The 17,424-nt window shown below is 39.1% G+C and carries 19 protein-coding genes and 1 other RNA gene; 3 read left to right on the top strand and 17 right to left on the bottom strand.

Annotated features, from left to right (window positions below; translation table 11 throughout):
• The first annotated feature begins 118 nt into the window (after nt 1-118).
• The 3 genes from OZX63_RS06745 to pgmB are packed head-to-tail and all read left to right on the top strand — an operon-like array spanning nt 119 to nt 5,309.
• Nucleotides 119-1,822 (top strand): glycoside hydrolase family 3 N-terminal domain-containing protein, encoded by a 1,704-nt coding sequence (locus OZX63_RS06745; protein ID WP_277142611.1) that lies wholly within the window; start codon nt 119-121, stop codon nt 1,820-1,822.
• An 18-nt stretch (nt 1,823-1,840) separates the two neighbouring features.
• Nucleotides 1,841-4,663, top strand: coding sequence for an alpha-L-rhamnosidase (locus OZX63_RS06750; RefSeq protein WP_277142613.1), 2,823 nt, complete (start codon nt 1,841-1,843; stop codon nt 4,661-4,663).
• Nucleotides 4,644-5,309, top strand: a complete 666-nt coding sequence (gene pgmB, locus OZX63_RS06755; protein ID WP_277142615.1) for a beta-phosphoglucomutase — start codon at nt 4,644-4,646, stop codon at nt 5,307-5,309. The genes OZX63_RS06750 and pgmB overlap by 20 nt, the downstream gene beginning before the upstream one ends.
• 35 nt (nt 5,310-5,344) lie before the next feature.
• Here the strand turns inward: pgmB and OZX63_RS06760 are convergent, their stop codons facing one another.
• The 17 genes from OZX63_RS06760 to ffs form a co-directional block, all read right to left on the bottom strand.
• Nucleotides 5,345-6,727: a DHA2 family efflux MFS transporter permease subunit gene (locus OZX63_RS06760; RefSeq protein WP_277142617.1), complete on the bottom strand. Its 1,383-nt coding sequence runs from the start codon at nt 6,725-6,727 to the stop codon at nt 5,345-5,347.
• A 98-nt stretch (nt 6,728-6,825) separates the two neighbouring features.
• Nucleotides 6,826-7,368: a TetR/AcrR family transcriptional regulator gene (locus tag OZX63_RS06765; protein ID WP_277142619.1), complete on the bottom strand. Its 543-nt coding sequence runs from the start codon at nt 7,366-7,368 to the stop codon at nt 6,826-6,828.
• Between the two features lie 15 nt (nt 7,369-7,383).
• Nucleotides 7,384-8,433: a tRNA (adenosine(37)-N6)-threonylcarbamoyltransferase complex transferase subunit TsaD gene (tsaD, locus tag OZX63_RS06770; protein ID WP_277142621.1), complete on the bottom strand. Its 1,050-nt coding sequence runs from the start codon at nt 8,431-8,433 to the stop codon at nt 7,384-7,386.
• On the bottom strand, nt 8,430-9,023 hold the full coding sequence (gene rimI, locus OZX63_RS06775) for a ribosomal protein S18-alanine N-acetyltransferase (RefSeq protein WP_277142623.1): 594 nt from the start codon (nt 9,021-9,023) through the stop codon (nt 8,430-8,432). Before rimI ends, tsaD begins: the two co-directional genes overlap by 4 nt.
• On the bottom strand, nt 8,989-9,729 hold the full coding sequence (gene tsaB, locus OZX63_RS06780; protein WP_277142626.1) for a tRNA (adenosine(37)-N6)-threonylcarbamoyltransferase complex dimerization subunit type 1 TsaB: 741 nt from the start codon (nt 9,727-9,729) through the stop codon (nt 8,989-8,991). The genes rimI and tsaB overlap by 35 nt, the downstream gene beginning before the upstream one ends.
• 29 nt (nt 9,730-9,758) lie before the next feature.
• Nucleotides 9,759-10,277: a folate family ECF transporter S component gene (locus OZX63_RS06785; protein ID WP_277142628.1), complete on the bottom strand. Its 519-nt coding sequence runs from the start codon at nt 10,275-10,277 to the stop codon at nt 9,759-9,761.
• Between the two features lie 58 nt (nt 10,278-10,335).
• Nucleotides 10,336-11,073, bottom strand: coding sequence for an acyl-ACP thioesterase domain-containing protein (locus OZX63_RS06790; protein WP_277142630.1), 738 nt, complete (start codon nt 11,071-11,073; stop codon nt 10,336-10,338).
• Complete coding sequence (rsmI, locus tag OZX63_RS06795) at nt 11,073-11,936, bottom strand: 16S rRNA (cytidine(1402)-2'-O)-methyltransferase (RefSeq protein ID WP_277142632.1); 864 nt, start codon at nt 11,934-11,936, stop codon at nt 11,073-11,075. The genes OZX63_RS06790 and rsmI overlap by 1 nt, the downstream gene beginning before the upstream one ends.
• A gap of 12 nt (nt 11,937-11,948) precedes the next feature.
• Nucleotides 11,949-12,296: a DNA replication initiation control protein YabA gene (gene yabA, locus OZX63_RS06800; protein WP_277131673.1), complete on the bottom strand. Its 348-nt coding sequence runs from the start codon at nt 12,294-12,296 to the stop codon at nt 11,949-11,951.
• 11 nt (nt 12,297-12,307) lie between these two features.
• Nucleotides 12,308-13,174 carry a DNA polymerase III subunit delta gene (locus OZX63_RS06805; RefSeq protein WP_277142634.1) on the bottom strand — a complete coding sequence of 289 codons (867 nt, stop codon included), beginning with the start codon at nt 13,172-13,174 and terminating at the stop codon, nt 12,308-12,310.
• A complete protein-coding gene (locus tag OZX63_RS06810; protein ID WP_277131676.1) occupies nt 13,174-13,497 on the bottom strand; it encodes a cyclic-di-AMP receptor in 324 nt (107 codons plus the stop codon). The genes OZX63_RS06805 and OZX63_RS06810 overlap by 1 nt, the downstream gene beginning before the upstream one ends.
• Nucleotides 13,498-13,502: 5 nt before the next feature.
• The gene (tmk, locus tag OZX63_RS06815) at nt 13,503-14,150 is read right to left on the bottom strand and encodes a dTMP kinase (RefSeq protein ID WP_277142636.1); all 648 of its coding nucleotides are present in this window, start codon (nt 14,148-14,150) and stop codon (nt 13,503-13,505) included.
• A 102-nt stretch (nt 14,151-14,252) separates the two neighbouring features.
• Complete coding sequence (locus OZX63_RS06820; RefSeq protein ID WP_277131679.1) at nt 14,253-14,483, bottom strand: YaaL family protein; 231 nt, start codon at nt 14,481-14,483, stop codon at nt 14,253-14,255.
• Nucleotides 14,483-15,082: a recombination mediator RecR gene (gene recR / locus OZX63_RS06825; protein ID WP_277131681.1), complete on the bottom strand. Its 600-nt coding sequence runs from the start codon at nt 15,080-15,082 to the stop codon at nt 14,483-14,485. Before recR ends, OZX63_RS06820 begins: the two co-directional genes overlap by 1 nt.
• A complete protein-coding gene (locus tag OZX63_RS06830; RefSeq protein WP_277131683.1) occupies nt 15,083-15,421 on the bottom strand; it encodes a YbaB/EbfC family nucleoid-associated protein in 339 nt (112 codons plus the stop codon).
• 15 nt (nt 15,422-15,436) lie between these two features.
• Complete coding sequence (dnaX, locus tag OZX63_RS06835; protein ID WP_277142639.1) at nt 15,437-17,254, bottom strand: DNA polymerase III subunit gamma/tau; 1,818 nt, start codon at nt 17,252-17,254, stop codon at nt 15,437-15,439.
• 53 nt (nt 17,255-17,307) lie between these two features.
• Nucleotides 17,308-17,405, bottom strand: an RNA gene (gene ffs, locus OZX63_RS06840) — signal recognition particle sRNA small type.
• Nucleotides 17,406-17,424 lie beyond the last annotated feature (19 nt).

Raw genomic sequence — 17,424 nt, forward strand, 5'->3', positions numbered from 1 at the left:
ACTATAAATCTGTGAAATAAACACAGTTCTTATGTTTTTTAACGATAGTATACTATTAAACAGTAAGATAAACTAAACCTAAATTCAATAATTATCAAATAATGGATAGAGGTAAACTATGACAGATTTAACTAAAAAGCCTTACAACTTAACTACTGAGCAAATTGACTTTGTTCAAAAGAAAGTTGCAAGCATGACAATAGATGCTAAGATAGGTCAGTTGTTTTTCGTAATTGGGCAAGATGAAGATACAACTAATCTAAAGGACTTCATCAATAAATATCAACCAGGTGGAATTATGTATCGACCTGATAAAGCTAAAAAATTACAACATGAAATTGAAACCATCCAAAAAGAAAGCGAAATTCCACTATTTATTTCTGCTAACCTTGAAGCTGGTGGTAATGGCTTAATCAGTGAGGGTACTTGGTTTGCTCGGCCAATGCAGGCAGCTGCAACCAATGATCCACAATCAGCTTACAACCTTGGCGATGTTTCTGGATATGAAGCCAAACAAGTTGGCGGAAACATGTCTTTTTCACCAATTGTTGACCTTGATGAAAATTTTCGTAATCCCATTATGAACACACGTACCTTTGGCAGCGATGAAGATACCGTCATTAAAATGGCCGATGCAGAAATTAACGGTTTGAAAAGCAATAATATTATTCCTGTTGCTAAGCACTTCCCTGGAGATGGTGTTGATGAACGTGATCAGCACTTACTCAGTTCAATCAATTCTTTATCCGCTGAAGATTGGATGGAATCTTATGGTCAAATTTATCATCATTTGATCGAAAATGGCCTGCCAAGTATCATGATTGCTCACATTATGCAGCCTGCTTGGGAACGAAAATTAGAACCAGGAATTGAAGACAAGGATTTACGACCTGCCACTACTTCTAAGTTACTGATCAATGGTTTATTACGTAAAGTTTTAAAATTTAATGGTTTAACAATCACTGATGCAACACCAATGATTGGCTACAATGCCATCATGCCGCGTTCTATAGCTCTGCCAACAACAATTAACGCCGGAATTGATATGATTTTATTCAATAAAAACATTGATGAAGATTATCAGTTTATCAAAGATGCAGTAAATGACGGTACTCTTTCAGTAGAGCGAATAGATGAAGCAGTCACACGAATTATCGCTACCAAAGTTGCTCAAAAAGTAATGGATACCAACTGCAAACTACTTGAACCAGCACCAGCTAAGTTTGATTTGAAATTAGCTGAACATGAAAAGCTTGCTGCTGAAGTTGCCAGAAAATCTGTAACTTTAGTTAAAGATCGAGACAAAATTCTACCTATCACTCCTCAAAAATATCCACGCTTACGCCTTGTTGTCTTAGGCGATACTGATGATGGTGGCTTTAAAGAAGGTGGCCAAGTAACTGCTAAATTCAAGAAGAAATTAGAAGCACTTGGTTTTCAAGTTTCAGTATTTGACCGCCAAAATTTAGACTTTTATGAAGTATTTGAAGGCGGTCTGCAAGATGAAAAGGACAAGTTCGACCTTGCCTTATACATTGCAAATGTAGAAACAGCTAGCAATCAAACCACAACCAGAATTGATTGGATTCACCTAATGGCAGCTGATGCACCTTGGTTTATGCGCAGCATCCCAACTGTCTTTGTATCAATGTGCAATCCATATCACCTATTCGATATTCCAATGGTTTCCACTTATATCAATGCTTATACCGGAAATGATGTAACCATTGATGCAGTTCTGCGAAAATTAATGGGTAAAGAAGAATTCTTGGGCCATAATCCCATTGATCCATTCTGTGGCCGCTTTGAAACCAGACTATAAAAGAAAATGTGATCGTCAATGCAAATTTCAGAAATTTCAATCAATCATATGCATGAACCAATTGGTTTTGATTTTGGTAATAGAGTTCGAATAGAATTTTGTGCTGCAGTTGAAAACAAAGTTGATTCGGTTCAAAAAAGATTAATTATCAAAACAGATAGTCCAATTTTTGATTCATCTTGGCAAAGCTACGACAATAATGTTTTTGATGAAGCTATTCCCTTAAAACCTCGTACTCGCTACACAGTAACTGTTCAATTAAAGCAAGCCGATGAAATTAGCGAAGGTTCAACATTTTTTGAAACAGGAAAAATGTCTGAAGCTTTTAAAGGTAAGTGGATTGGTAACTCGAACAGTAATTTACAAAATACACTATTGCGGAAACATTTTAAAATTAACAAGCCAATTAAGAGTGCTCGGTTGTACATTACTGGTCTTGGTTTATATGAAGCTTATCTTAATGGCCAAAAAATTGGTAATGAATTTCTCGCTCCTGGTGTAACAGCCTACGATAAATTAATCCAAGTCCAAACTTACGATATCGACAATTTTATAACTAATAACTCACAGCAAGAACTGCTGATTTCCCTTGGTGATGGCTGGTATAAAGGAAACTTCGGCTTCGATGGTGGCAAAGATAATATCTACGGCTCAAGACAAATGGCGCTAGCTGAACTACACATTAACTACCAAGATGGTACAAGTGATGTAATATTAAGCGATCATTCATGGCAAACAACTGCTGGTAAGATCACTAAATCAGCAATTTATTATGGTGAAGATTATGATGACAGAATTGCCATCACTAATTGGCAACCAGCAGTAGAAATTGATCATTCATTTGCGTCTTTGCATGATCGACTAAGTTTACCAATTAAGAATCATGAATTTTTGCCAGTTAAAAAAATCATTCATACTCCAAAAGGGGAAACGGTTTTAGACTTTGGTCAGAACCATGCAGGTTGGCCAGAATTTTTAAATCATGAACCTACTGGAACGACTGTTAAATTGCAGATGGGAGAAATATTGCAAAACGGCAACTTCTATCGTGACAATTTACGTGAAGCTAGAGCTGCTTTTGTTTATACATCGGATGGCAAAGAAAAATGGGTGCGGCCCCACTTTACTTACTATGGTTATCGCTATGTCAAAGTTACAGGTTTGACTAAACCGATTTCTGCAGCTGATTTTCGTTCAAATGTTATGTACTCTGATATGAAAATCACTGGCGGCATTACTACAAATAATTCAAAAGTTAATCGTCTGTTTCAAAATGTTCTTTGGGGACAAAAGAGCAACTTTATGGATGTACCAACAGATTGCCCTCAGCGTGATGAACGCCTAGGCTGGTCTGGAGATGCGGATGTCTTTTCAGGAACAGCTGTTTTAAACATGAACAGTTATGCTTTCTTTAAAAAATATGCTAAAGATATGCTGATTGAACAAAAAGAACATCATGGCATGTTAACAATGTACGCCCCAGCTATGGGTGTCGATGATGGTGGTGCTGCCGTTTGGGGCGATGCCGCTACTATTATTCCGTGGACAGCATATTTATCTACTGGTGATCCTGCAATTTTAAGACAAAATTATTCAGGCATGAAAGCATGGGTTGACTGGATTAGTGCTCACAGTTCAACACCAAATCTCTGGACTGGACAATTTCAATTTGGAGATTGGCTTTCACTAGATGGTGAAAATCCTGCACTTCCAACTGGTAAAACAGATGAAGATTTTATTGCTTCAGTATATTACTATTATTCAACCTTAATTGTCTCTAAAACTGCTAAAGTACTTAAACTTAAAACAGACGAAGCTGATAAATATTTAGCAAAGGCTAAAAAAATAAAAGAGGCAATTCGTAAAGAATACATTACTCCAAATGGTCGGTTAGCAATTGATACTCAAACTGCTTACGCGTTAGCTCTGTACTTTAATTTAGTTCCAGAAGACCAAAAGAAGCGCATAGTAAATGATTTGGTTACTAGACTAAATAAAGATAATAATCATCTTAAAACAGGCTTCGTTGGTACACCAATAATTTGTCAGGTCTTATCAGATAATGGGTATCATAAACTGGCAACACAAATTTTCTTAAATGAAGATTTTCCAAGTTGGTTATATGCAGTTAACTTAGGAGCAACGACAGTTTGGGAAAGATGGAATTCTGTATTACCTGATGGTTCGATGAATCCTGAAGGAATGAACTCGTTAAACCATTACTCCATTGGGGCAATTATGCAGTGGGCATACAAATATGTTTTGGGGCTCAAAGAACAAACAAATGGTTATCAAAGTGTCCTGCTTTCACCACAATTTGACTATCGTTTAAAGCATGTTACCGGCTTTTATGAAAGTTCATATGGTCAATTAAAAGTAGATTACCAATTGGAAACTGATGAAAATCATACCGTAAAGATAAAACTTGAAGTTCCGTTTGGACAAACCGTTAATTTAGAGCTTCCTAACTATCAAGAAGGTAGTATTAAGGTTAATGGATTAAAGACGGATGACAAATTAACTTTAACAAACGACATATTTAATATTACCTTTATACCTCAAACTAGCTATATTGAACATTATGCTTTAAACATGCCAGTTAAATTATTAATGAGTGATTCAGAATTACTTACACAGCTGATGCCAATTAATTCAGTATTTTCATTTTTTAAAGACAAGACAAACTTAGACAATTTAGGTTCAATGTCATTAAAGCAACTAAATACCATGTTACCCTTTATTAATATTTCCGATACTGACTTTAGTAAAATTGAGCAGATATTAAAACAAACACCACTACCAGAAGAAAGGAAGTTTTTGCATGAAAGGTGTTCTCTTTGATTTGGACGGCGTTATTGCCGATACATCGATTTATCATTTTCAAGCATGGCGCAAATTGATTAAGGATCATTTTTCATTAAATTTGCCTAATGAATTGGAACAACAAACTAAGGGTGTTAGTCGCGCAGATTCCTTAAAAGCTATCCTGAATTTTTTAAATATTGATGTTAGTAAAGAACAATTTGTGCAATTAGCCGCTGAAAAAAATCAAACATACCAAAACTTACTAAACAACTTAACTCCAAAAGATATTTTACCGGGAATCCAAAAATTAATTAGTGATTTTAAGAGCCATGATGTCAAGCTTTCACTTGCTTCTGCAAGTTTAAATGCTCCTTTAATTTTAGAAAAATTAGATTTACGGCAAGATTTCGATGCCATAGCTAACCCGAATGAAGTTAAACTTGGAAAACCTGCACCAGATATTTTTCTTCAAGCTGCAAAAGAAATTGGTGTGCCGCCAAAAGATTGCGTTGGCATTGAAGATTCCATTGCTGGAATCGATGCAATCAATCGTGCTGGCAGCCTATCAGTTGGTGTTGGCGCAAAAGAAGAATTAAGTAAAGCAAAATTATTATTTTCAACAACAGCAGACCTAAATTACAACCAAATCGAAACGGCTTGGGAACAAGCATCAATTAGGTAAATAATTTGAATAATAAAAAACTCCTAAGAAAATTCTTAGGAGTTTTTGCGTTGCATAATTAGATAAACAGCGACTAATAACACTTGTAATCCTGCCAAAAAGCTTAAAATGATAAATGATTCATTAATGCCTGCTAATGTCACTTTCCCATGACCAACGCTAGTCATAATTCCTGTAAAAGCAACCATACTAATCGCACCAGCATATGTCCGCATTGCACTGATTAGAGCCGACCCATGAGCAGTCAAATTGCTATCAATTTTCAGCATCCCCCAAGTTACTAACGGCATCATCAACATTGAAATCGCTAGCATCCGAAAGGCGTAAACAATTGAAATATACCAAGTTGATGTCCCAAACGATAAATTTGCCAAACCCACGCAACTAATAAATAGAGCAAGACTACCCATGATTAAAATTGGTTTAATACCATATTTATCAAATAATTTTCCTGAAATTGGACTAAAAATCATCATGACAATTGATCCGGGCAAAGTAATCAATCCCGTTGCTGTCGAAGAAAAGCCTTGAATGTTTTGTAAAAATAGCGGCAAAATTAGTGAGCCCGCCATCATCACAGCATACAAGATCATGCTTGCCAGCAATGCTAAGGTAAAATCCGCATTTTTTAATGGTTGTAAACTTAAGAACGGCTTTTTAGCTTTAACCTGCCGACTGCAAAACACAATAAGTGCGATGCAGGCAATTAAAAGTAGCAGTACAGCAAATTTGCGATAATCGTAACTGCCGAGTTGGTCAATTCCAAGTGTTAAACCACCAAAGCCAATAACTGACAACAGTAGCGAGATGTTATCTAAGCGCAATTTTTCACCAGTTGATACGTTACTGACACTTCTTAAGCTATTCAACAAAACAATTAATGTAACTACTAGAACAAAGCTAAAAATTGCGCGGTATCCTAATTTGTCCGTTAAATAACCCGACAAGGTTGGCGAAAATACAGGCACACCGCCTACTGCTAATCCATAAATCCCCATGTACGTTCCTACAGATTGTGCAGGAAAAATTTGAACAATTACAACTTGCGTTAACGATACGAAAATTCCACAACTAACTGCTTGGAATACACGACCTAAGATCATTATCGTCAAAGTATTGGCAACAGTACAAACTAGTAACCCCATGCTAAAAAGTATTAAAGAAGTAATCACAATTTTACGCGTTGAAAAACGTTTAAGTAAAAATGGCGTTACTGGAATCATAATTCCCATAGTCAGAGTAAACGCACTTGTTAGCCATTGACCTTGGCTTGCATTAACTTTTAAACTTTTCATAATCACTGGTAAAATCGTTGTTATCGATGTTTGCATCAGTGAACTCAGAATGCAGCATAACAGTAAGACGATAAACAGACGATTAGCTTGTTTAGTCGTTAACTTATTTTGTTTAGTTGACATAAAACAGCTCCTTAATTAAATATTGAACTATTTCATGCTAACAATCTCAGAAAACTAAAACAACCAACATTTTTTAGCGAAATGTTGGTTGACATCGGTTATGCATTCTTATTAATTTTATTAAGCAAAATCGTTACTAGACTAGCGACAGGTGTTTGGCAATCATTTTTTAGCCATAATTTGATTATTGCCGCCATTCCACCATTAAAGAAATTAAGATCGTAAATAAATTCTTCTGAACCACAACCATTATTTTGCTGTTTAAGTTCTTCTACAATGACAGAATTATCAAGAACATTTAATGTAGTTGCCTGATTTTTAGTAACAAAATAATAGTAATAAAAATTCTGCTCTTGCTTGATTAAGGTCAAAATTTTGGTTAATGCTTGTTTGAGATTTTGGTGTTTGATTGCGTCATCAGCCAAGATCTTTTGCAATGCATTCATATGAATTACTTGCAGTTCCTCTAAAACTTCATCTGCATCATAATAATATGAATAAAATGTGCTGCGATTAATTCCCGCTCTTTTACATAAATCAATTATTTTTACCCGTTGATTTGGCGTTTCATTAATCATCTTAAGATATAGCTGCTGGATTTTCTGCTTTGCATGTTGATTAGCTTGATTGCAGGATGACACTGTTATTCCCCATTATTAATTGAGCATACTCTTTGCATATGGTAATTCTAGTGACGGATCAGCATTGAGTGTCATATCAGCAAACTTGCCTTCGTTATACAAATTATAAGCTGCTGCACCAATCATTGCCGCATTATCGCCGCACAATTTCAGGTCAGGTAAAATCACTTTAGGCCGCATATTTTCTGACAAAGCCGCAATCTCTTGACTCATGCGGTCACGTAATCCGTGATTGGCAGCGACCCCGCCACCCATAATAAAGGTCTTTGGCTGATACTCTTTAATTGCTCTAATAGTTTTGTGAGCTAATACATCAACAACAGCAGCTTGGAAGCTGGCTGCTAGATCATACTTGTTCAATTCTTGGTGAATCTGGTCAGCATGGTGACAAGTATTAATAAAAGCACTCTTTAGACCAGAAAATGAAAAATCATAATCGTTATCTTCCATCATTGCCCGTGGGAAGTTAAACGTGTCCTGACCCTGATGTGCCCAGTCATCAATGGTTTTACCAGCCGGATATTGCACGCCGAGAACCCGCCCAATCTTGTCATAGGCTTCTCCAGCAGCATCATCACGGGTATCACCCACAATTTCAAAGTGAGTTGGATCCTTCAATAAGACAATTTCGGTATGCCCACCAGAAACTTGCAAGGCAAGAGCCGGATATTCAATTTCATCCGTTAATTGGGCTGCCATAATATGACCCATGATATGATCGACACCGATTAAGGGAATTCCCGTCGCCATCGATGCTGCCTTAGCTGCACTAACGCCAATTAAGAGTGCGCCAACAAGTCCGGGACCGTAAGTTACGGCAATGGCATCAATATCATTCCAAGTTGCATTCGCCTGGGCCAATGCTTCCTTAGTAATTTGGCTAATCACTTCAATATGATGGCGACTAGCAACCTCGGGAACTACCCCACCGAACCGTTGATGGCTCTTAATTTGCGTTGCCACAATTAAACTCTCAATCTCACGGCCATTTTTAATAACCGCTGTCGAAGTTTCATCACAGGAACTCTCATAAGCTAAAATCCGAATATCTTTTTGTTTGCTCAAAACTTAATCCCTTTCTTATCTTGTTTTTGTGTTAATTTCAGCACCATATTTAAGCCATCTGTCTGCGTCTCTTGATAATAATTTGGTCGTACAAAAGTTGTACTGAAGCCTAACTGGCGGTACAGCTTTTGCGCTACCAAGTTATCTACCCGAACTTCGAGGCTGACATATTCACAGCCCCACTTTTGTGCCAATTCAATCATTATCTGCATTAAATGTGTGCCTAAGCCCTGACCCTGCCAATTAGGTGCAACCGTCAAGTTAGTTATGTGCCCCTCAAGCTTATTAATGCGCACGCCGCCATAAGCAATCAAGGTTGAAGACTGATAAACGACTAAATATAGCAGGTTGGGCTTGGCTAGTTCTGATTGAAACACCTCGGCATTCCACGGAGTTTCTCCATCATAAGCCTGAGTTTCAAGCAGCAGCATATTGGAAATATCATCAAATTTTGCTCGCATAATTTGAACAGTCTGACCAGCAACGACAAACACAAATGGCTGAAATTCTATCTTAAGTGGCTGTTTTTTAAAATGAGAAAAATAATTATGCTGCTTAAACTTCTTCCACATAATTACTGTCTGGCTCAAACGGCTTACCCGTTTTCTTATGCCAATCGACCTCTGCCTGCGTCCGCCGTAAATAATTTGGCAGTAATTGGTCGGGATCTGTTGGTGTTGCTGCTAGTGCTAATTTACCAATCAAGCCAGCGTGAATGACATTTTGGTCATCAGTACCGTAGCTAAATGGTACAGCCAATGCCTTAATTAATTCTTCTTGTTTAGTAAAGCCAGACCCGACAAAAATAATTTTATTAAGCGGCTTAACAGCCAAATATTCCTTAACCGCTTCGAGTAAAGCCGAAATATGATAGTGACCGTCAGCCAGCACATTAACGGGTTGCCCGTCTTCATTAACATAACCACCGGCAAAGTAGTTATCATTGCGGGCATCAATTCCGGCCACAATCAATGTATCTTCATCAATACAGCTGGCAGCTAAAGCTTGCAGAGTCGAAATGCCAACAACATCCTTATTTAAAATGCTAGCAAACATCTTAACCGTGGTAATGCCAATCCGCAATCCCGTATAAGAACCCGGTCCAATCGCAACGGCAAAGCGATCAATATCTTTGAGCTGCAAGTTGTTTTCCTGCAAAATTTCATTAATTAACGGGTCAAGATGCTCACTATGATTGCGCTCATCCTGTTCACTTTTTTCAATAATAACTGATTGGCCGTCATTTAAGGCTACGCTCAAGTGATTGGTGGCCGTTGATACACTTAAAATTTTCATTTCAAATTACTTTTCCCTTTTTAAAAAATCTACCTTTTTATTTTAACACGAGAAAGGGCCTGCAAAACAAAGTAGATAACAAACATTTGCACCCAAGGAGTAATTAATTCTTTAGGTAGCCGCTGAACTAGGGCCGCATTAAAGTTTAAGCCGTACAAAATGTGCACCCATAGAGTATTTAGGCCAAGATTAACAATGATCGTAACTAGCAAAGTTGCCAAAATAATCCGCCAAATTTTAACTGGTCGATGATAAAAAAATAGTCCGTAAATTAGTGGCCCGACCATTGCGCTGATTGTAAAACCAATGAAAAAGCCACCTTGATTACCAAAAATCGCAGAAGAAGCCAAATCACCAATCGCGCCGCCAACGCTTCCCCACACGGGACCAAAAATAAAGCCGAGCATCACACTGCCGATAAAATCTAGACTGACGTGAACAACTGCTGTTCCAATACTAAAGCGATGCAAAATTATTTTGATTGCAATTACGACTCCAAGCAAAATTAAATCACGCAGCTCCAATTTCAGAGCTTTTTTTGAAATCATAGCCAACACTTCCCCTCATTAAAAAAGCATGACGACCAGTCATGCTCAATTAATTATATTATATTTTGCGCCAAGTTAGTTCACAAACGGCTCTAGGTTTGTTTTCCTCATCCTCAATTACGTGATCGGACTTAATGTCGTGACCATCATCTTCCACCTTGACTAAGGCAAATGCTTCCTGACCGTACGTTACTTCCTGATTGAACTTGATGTCAATACTTTGAACAATGTGCTTTTGTAAAAAGTCCCGATCTAAAGTATCAATAAACCAGCTAAAGTAATGACCATTGGTCATGTGGTGGTTAGTATCCAAGTCATCGTAGCGAACACGGTACTGGCGTTTTGTTTGATATTCAGTTTGTGGCCGCAAGCGCGGGAAGCGAGGCAGCTTCTTCAATAATGGGATACCTAAATCGGCCATCATTTGTTCATCTGTTGACACCATCTTGCGCTTCTTTAAGTCAAACAAGACCCATTCACTCTTGGCGGTAATGAGCTCGTTGCCTTGTTCATCGACGAAACTAAAATTCCGATACTCCAAAAAGCGATTATAACCAATGGCATCAGTAGTTACCGTAATCTTGTCATTGGGTTGCGGCAAAGATTGAACATCAATATGGTATTGGGTGACAACCCAGCCTAAGCCACGTTCAGTCAAAGAATTGGTACTTGCCTCACCGCTACCTAATTGATGTTCGGAAACACTCATCATTAAGTCAACCATTGCTGGCAGCTTTAAATGCTTATTTTCATCACATTCATAAAATTCAATTCGTTTTTGTTCACTATATTTCATTAATTGCCTCTGTTTTGGTGATATTGATCGTAAAGTTCATTTTTCGAAACATTGTTCAGCTGTGCCACTTTTTTAATGGCGGACTTTTTGCTTTCACCCTGCGTCACTTGCTCATCAACCAGCTTAATTAACTCCGGCCACGTTAGTTTTTTAGTTTCAGCTGTGCTTGGTGATACCAGCATGACGAATTCGCCTCGTGGTGCATTTTCAGAAAAGTACTCATTTAATTCGGCAACTGTCCCCCGAACAAATTCCTCGTGAATTTTGGTTAATTCGCGAGCAGCCACAATTTGCCTGTCAGGTGCAAACACCGTTGCCATGTTTTTCAATGTCTTAACCAGCCGATGTGGTGCTTCATAAAAAATTGAAGTCGCATGGGCTGCAGCCATCTCTTCAAAATATGGTTTTTGTTCTCCAGCCTTACGTGGCAAAAAGCCATAATAGGTAAACGGTTGAGCATCAAAACCCGATGCAATCAGCGCCGTTGTAAACGCCGATGGTCCCGGTAATGGAACAACCGGAATATTATTTTTGATACATTCTTGAACCAAAATGTAACCAGGATCAGAAATGACGGGCATCCCCGCATCACTAATTTCTGCAATTACTGCTCCTTCTTGCATTAGTTGAACTAATTCAGGAGCGCGCTGCTTGGAATTATATTTATGAAAGGACAGCATGTGATTGTGCACGCCAATCTTTTCCAATAAAATGCCACTAGTTCTCGTATCTTCTGCTGCAATATAGTCCGCATCTGTTAATACTTTTTTAGCCCGAATCGTAATATCTTCTAGGTTACCAATCGGTGTTGGTACCAAGTAAAGCTTACCTTTATCATCTGCATAACTACTTTGCCGCTGCATTATATCCGTCCTTTAACGTACTTTCTTTTTCTTCTTTTCGCCGAAATTATCAAGAATATCTAAACAAAACATGCAGTCAGAGCTCGGATCACGATGTGAGCCGTAATACATGTTGCAAATATGATAACCCGAGTTATAAATCTGCCGTAAAGATTCCAAGCCGCTCTGCGTCTTAATGGTGCCATTATGAGCATTCGCGTTTGTCATTTTGTCCATTTTTTCGCGTAAAAGCTGATTTTCAACCTTTAACTCGGTATTTTCCTTGAGTGTATCTAAAATATCATTTTCCAGGCTCTCGATTGTCTTTGTCATATTCATCATCGAATCGTGAAGCTGTTGTAACTTTGAATAAGAATCCACCATCAAACCACCTACCGTTTCCACTGCAAAGCCAGATAATCCAATAAGTTGCGGAAATTAACATTACTATAGCGCATTTTGTCAATTTCTAATAAATTTTTGAGCATTTTGGCTCCTGCCTGCTGATCTTTACTATTTAACTCTGTCTGCGCCATCTGCTTCAAGATTAGCCAGACATAATCCTGAGCAATTTTACTTTTGCCCAAGTCTGCTAGTTGGTGCGCGCTAACGATTGATAAAAGATCGTATTCCAGCATTTCCTGATAAAAATATTTAATTGCCTGATCCAACTTGTGCGTGTCGCCAAGTTCAAGAATTTGGTCTTTCGTAAAGCCATTCTGAATTAAAAATGCGGTTTTACCATCAGCTTGTTCGTCAGACACAAAATTAATAATTTGTGTTCTGGAACGCACCGTTGGCAAAATTTGGTCCACATTATTGGTAACCAAAATTGTCACAACGGGAGCAATTGGTTCTTCCAAAAGATTAAGCAGAGCATTGGCCGCTGGCAATGTTAATTTTTGCGCTTCATTAATAATGAAAAAGCGGCGACTGCTCTGAACCGGACTTTTGGCTAATTCTTCCTTTAATGGCCGAATCTGATCAATGCCTAAGCTCTGCTTGCCGGCGGTTGTTACCAGCAAGACATCCGGATGGTTCCCCGAAATAATCTGCCGGCAATTTTGGCAAGTACCATCAGGCCGCTGTTCACTTTCGCCAGTACAATTAAACAAGCAAGCAAGCCAATATGCCGTATTTACGGCCTCATCTTCATCACGGTCAACAAACAAATAACTATGCGCTAACTGTTTTTGCTCAAAGGCACGTCTTAAAAAGGCTGCCTCTTTAGCACCCTTCTGGGTAAGATCAATAACCATTAAAACTGCTTAAACGCTTCTACTGGTAAAACAAAACAGGTTGCGCCGCCAACAGTAATCTTAATTGGCTGACTGTTCATGTCAAAGCCGGTCACTACCATGTTGGAGTTCATATATTCCTCGCGCGCCTTGGATTCTTCCTTAATGATCTGTAAAACTTCTTTTACATGGTCATCATCAATCCCAATCAGGAACGTTGTATTTCCTTGGCTTAAAAAGCCACCAGTTGTGGCTAATTTAGTCGCACGGATATTTTCTTTAACAAAAGTGTGCTGCAGTCGATTAGCATCTTCTTTTTGCACAATTGCGATTATTAACTTCATCAAAATCAGTCCTTTAGCAATTCTTTTGGTAAACGGTTTGCAATAATTTTAACACAATCTGATACTACTTGACTAAGAGGTCTATCAGCATTTACAACTGCAATTCGGTCAGAATACTGCTCATTAACCCATTGATAACCCTGATAAACTTTTTGGTGAAAAGTTAGTTTTTCTTGTTCCAAGCGGTCTTCTTGTCCGCCATGGTCTTTGGCAATTCGTGCTAAGCCCACCTCAGGTTTCACATCTAAGAAAATCGTCAGGTCGGGTTCAATGCCGCTCGTTGCAAAATCATTAATTGCCTTAACAGCTGCAATTCCCAAATCTCGTCCGACACCCTGATAAGCTAACGAACTGTCAACAAAGCGATCAGAAAAGACAACCTCGCCCTTTTTTAACGCGGGAATAATTGTTTCTGCCATATGTTGACTTCGCGAAGCTGCGTAAAGTAAGGCTTCAGTCTTGGCACTCATCGCGGTATTGGCCGGATCCAAAATGAATTGGCGAATTTGTTCCGCTATTTTCGATCCACCGGGTTCACGAGTCACAAGATATTGTGCCGCTAACTTAGGAGCGATTTGCCCAACAACTTGCTCTAAAACGGTACTTTTGCCGGACCCATCTGGCCCCTCAAAACTAATAAAAAAACTTTTCATAAAACTCTCCATGTCTCTATTTTACAGAAGTTCTTCCTATATTAACACCCCAACGTACTCTTAATTTTCACAAAAATAAAAAAGCCTACACTGGTAGACTTTTTATTCAGAAATGGCATTTGTGTAACCACTAAATCTTGTATGTCTGTGGCGTGCCTCATTGTACAAAAAGGAATACTTAGCCTGCAAAATTTTGTTAGCAATAATATTATCGTCCGACATATCTAGCGTTGTCGGATCCAAGCTTTTCTGCACGGCCATTTCGTCCTGCAACTTTTCAATCACGTCAACTAACTTATCGTCGCCCATTTGTTTAACTTTAGTTCGTGCCATTAGATTGATGTTCTCCCTTGGACTGCTCGTTTTAAAGTAATTGAATTAGCGTACTCAATGTCGCTGCCGACTGCCAATCCAGCTGCTAGCCGCGTTACCTTAATCCCCGCTGGTTTAATCAACTTGCTGATATACATCGCCGTTGACTCACCTTCCGGAGTTGAGTTTAATGCTAAAATTACTTCTTTAACACTATCCTGCTTTTGCAAGCGGACAATTAGCGACTTAATATTAACTTCTTCCGGGCCAATTCCATCCATTGGCGACAAGACACCATGCAGCACGTGGTAGAGGCCATTATATTCGCCCATTTCTTCAAAAGCCATCACATCTTTAGGCTGCTCAACGACCATAATTGTTGACTGGTCGCGCTCGGAATTAGAACAGATTGAGCACGGATCTTGCTCCGTAATATTGCCGCAGATTGAACAACGCCGTAATTTTTCCTTGACATCTTTCAAAGCTGCACCAAAATCATAAACATCATCATCTGGCATGTCTAAAGTATAAAAAGCCAACCGAGTTGCTGTTTTTTCACCAATACCCGGTAATTTCATATATGAATCAATCAAATGCGCAATCGGTGTTGGATATTGCAATTAAATCATGCCCTTCGTGTACTTACCTAAACTCGCTTGGGTGGCTTGGTCAATTGCTGACAAGCCCTTATTAACAGCATCAATGACTAAATCCTGCAACATATCTGGATCATCAGGATCAATTGCTTCCTTGTTAATCGTAATTTCTTTTAACTTGCGATCGCCGCTAAAAGTCGCAACAACTAAGTCATCGGCAGACTTCCCAACAAATTCTTGAGCAGTAATTGTTTGTTGTTCCTGCATCATTTGCTCCTGCATTTTCTTAGCTTGCTTCATCATTTGCTGCATGTTCATTCCACCCATGCCGCCCATTGCACCAAAGTTAGGTCTCTTGCTCATCTTATTCTCCTTAATTTAATCTTTAATATTAACCGCATCGCCAAACAAATCTTTGGCCTTCTGAACAACTTCATCATTTGCGGTTTCAGTAGACTCGCCAGCTGGTTCGTGGCTCGCGCCTTCTTTTTTCTTAGCCAGCAGCTCTTTGCCATGCGTTTGTAAAAAGTCCTTGCGCACCTTGAGCCAATCCTCATCTGGTACCAAGACAATCTCATAGTCATGCTTGGTGAACTTCGCAATTTCACTGGTTAACTTGGTCAAAAAGTCATCATCCGCGCTCGCATTTTCAAACCACAAAGTATACTTGCACTTCATCACCACTTGGTCGGGGCTGGCCGCAACTGGCTGCAGGACATCAAGTAATGCCCTTTGAGAAACTGACAAGACTGATTGTAAGTCTGGCCAAATATCTCTCAATGCAATTAAATCTTGCTTAGTAGCATTTTCTAGCACATGGTATACTTGCTTACGATTTTGCTCATTAGCACGTTCAGTATTCCGCACGCGTGGCTTCTTCTTAGGCTTTTCAACTGTCGAACTAGCCTGTGCTGTTTTCTTAACGGGCGCTGATCCTGAATCAATATGGTAAACCTGATCACGACTATTGCTGCGTGGCTGACTAGATAATTTAGAAAATTTTTCGGTTAAATCAACCACTTGCTTTTTTAAAGCAGTAATTTCAGCCTGTAAATCGGCATTCTTACCACTAGTTACAGTGGCTGCACTTGAAGCAGCAGCCGGCAAAGCAGCACTTGCTTGTTGCTCGTTAGTACTTGCAACGAGGAATACTTCCAGCGGAATCTGTTGCTGGTTGGTATAACGCAAATCATTTAGTGCATCATTAGCCGCCGCAATCAGTTGAAAATAACGTTGAGCAGGAATAGCCGCAATCTTTTGCACAAAATCAGCACTTAAAAAGTTACTCTTGTTTTGCCCGTCAGCCTTGACTACTAGCAAGGCATTAGTTGCCATGTCAATCAGTTCGTCCAAAATGTTTTTGGAAGTGGCACCACTTTGTAATTCTGCTTGAGCTAAAGTCAGCGCTTTAGCCGCGTCTTTTTCTAATAATGCTAGCAAAATTTCTTCGATTTTTTCTTTAGCAGCAAAACCGGTAATCTGCAGTGCATCATCGTAGTTAACCGTATCTTTTTCATAGCTAAGCAATTGGTCCAAAATGCTCAACGCATCCCGCATCCCGCCGTCAGCGACCTGCGCAATAACAGCTAATGCCTTGTCCTCATACTTAATCTGCTCTTGGTCCAGAATATACTTCATCCGCTGCTCAAGATCAGCTTGAGCAATCCGCTTAAAATTATAGCGTTGCGTGCGTGAAATAATTGTGGCTGGTACCTTCTGCAATTCGGTTGTCGCCAAAATGAAGACAACATGCTCTGGCGGTTCCTCCAAGGTCTTAAGCAGCGCATTAAATGCCCCCATCGACAACATATGAACCTCGTCGATAATGTAGACCTTGTACTTACCTTGAGTTGGTGCGTATTTAACCTTATCGCGAATTTCACGAATTTCGTCGACACCGTTATTCGAGGCGGCATCAATCTCCATAATGTCGGGCATTGCACCCTTATCAGCAGCTAAACAATTAGCACATTCATTGCAGGGCTCGCCATCTTGCAGATTAGTACAGTTCAGAGCTTTGGCAAAAATTTTGGCACACGAAGTTTTACCAGTTCCCCGGGGACCGGCAAACAAAAAAGCGTGCGAAATCGTACCGCGCTTAATCGCATTTTTTAAAGTATTCGTAATATCTTCTTGGCCAACAACACTATCAAAAGTGCGTGGCCGCCATTTGCGGTATAACGCTTGATAAGCCATGTTCATCTTTCTCTAGTAAAAAACTCTTAACTCTTTTAAAGAGTTAAGAGTTTATTGATATCTAATAAAAGGCACATGCCTAAGCAACCTTAGTGCTGCTACCTTCCGGTCCTGACACGCTTCAGAGGTCAAACATTGCCCAATAGATATGATACCTTATTTAGTGTGAA

The organism is Lactobacillus sp. ESL0700 (assembly GCF_029392095.1).
Lineage (GTDB): Bacteria > Bacillota > Bacilli > Lactobacillales > Lactobacillaceae > Lactobacillus.

Excerpts from the sequence above, each read along its gene's own strand:
- rsmI (WP_277142632.1), bottom strand. The coding sequence starts at position 11,936 with ATGCAGCGGCAAAGTAGTTATGCAGATGATAAAGGTAAGCTTTACTTG.
- OZX63_RS06820 (WP_277131679.1), bottom strand. The coding sequence starts at position 14,483 with ATGGCACGAACTAAAGTTAAACAAATGGGCGACGATAAGTTAGTTGAC.
- OZX63_RS06760 (WP_277142617.1), bottom strand. The coding sequence starts at position 6,727 with ATGTCAACTAAACAAAATAAGTTAACGACTAAACAAGCTAATCGTCTG.
- OZX63_RS06790 (WP_277142630.1), bottom strand. The coding sequence starts at position 11,073 with ATGAAATATAGTGAACAAAAACGAATTGAATTTTATGAATGTGATGAA.
- dnaX (WP_277142639.1), bottom strand. The coding sequence starts at position 17,254 with ATGGCTTATCAAGCGTTATACCGCAAATGGCGGCCACGCACTTTTGAT.
- OZX63_RS06830 (WP_277131683.1), bottom strand. The coding sequence starts at position 15,421 with ATGAGCAAGAGACCTAACTTTGGTGCAATGGGCGGCATGGGTGGAATG.
- OZX63_RS06750 (WP_277142613.1), top strand. The coding sequence starts at position 1,841 with ATGCAAATTTCAGAAATTTCAATCAATCATATGCATGAACCAATTGGT.
- pgmB (WP_277142615.1), top strand. The coding sequence starts at position 4,644 with ATGAAAGGTGTTCTCTTTGATTTGGACGGCGTTATTGCCGATACATCG.
- tsaB (WP_277142626.1), bottom strand. The coding sequence starts at position 9,729 with ATGAAAATTTTAAGTGTATCAACGGCCACCAATCACTTGAGCGTAGCC.
- OZX63_RS06785 (WP_277142628.1), bottom strand. The coding sequence starts at position 10,277 with ATGATTTCAAAAAAAGCTCTGAAATTGGAGCTGCGTGATTTAATTTTG.
- OZX63_RS06810 (WP_277131676.1), bottom strand. The coding sequence starts at position 13,497 with ATGAAGTTAATAATCGCAATTGTGCAAAAAGAAGATGCTAATCGACTG.
- OZX63_RS06805 (WP_277142634.1), bottom strand. The coding sequence starts at position 13,174 with ATGGTTATTGATCTTACCCAGAAGGGTGCTAAAGAGGCAGCCTTTTTA.
- OZX63_RS06745 (WP_277142611.1), top strand. The coding sequence starts at position 119 with ATGACAGATTTAACTAAAAAGCCTTACAACTTAACTACTGAGCAAATT.
- tmk (WP_277142636.1), bottom strand. The coding sequence starts at position 14,150 with ATGAAAAGTTTTTTTATTAGTTTTGAGGGGCCAGATGGGTCCGGCAAA.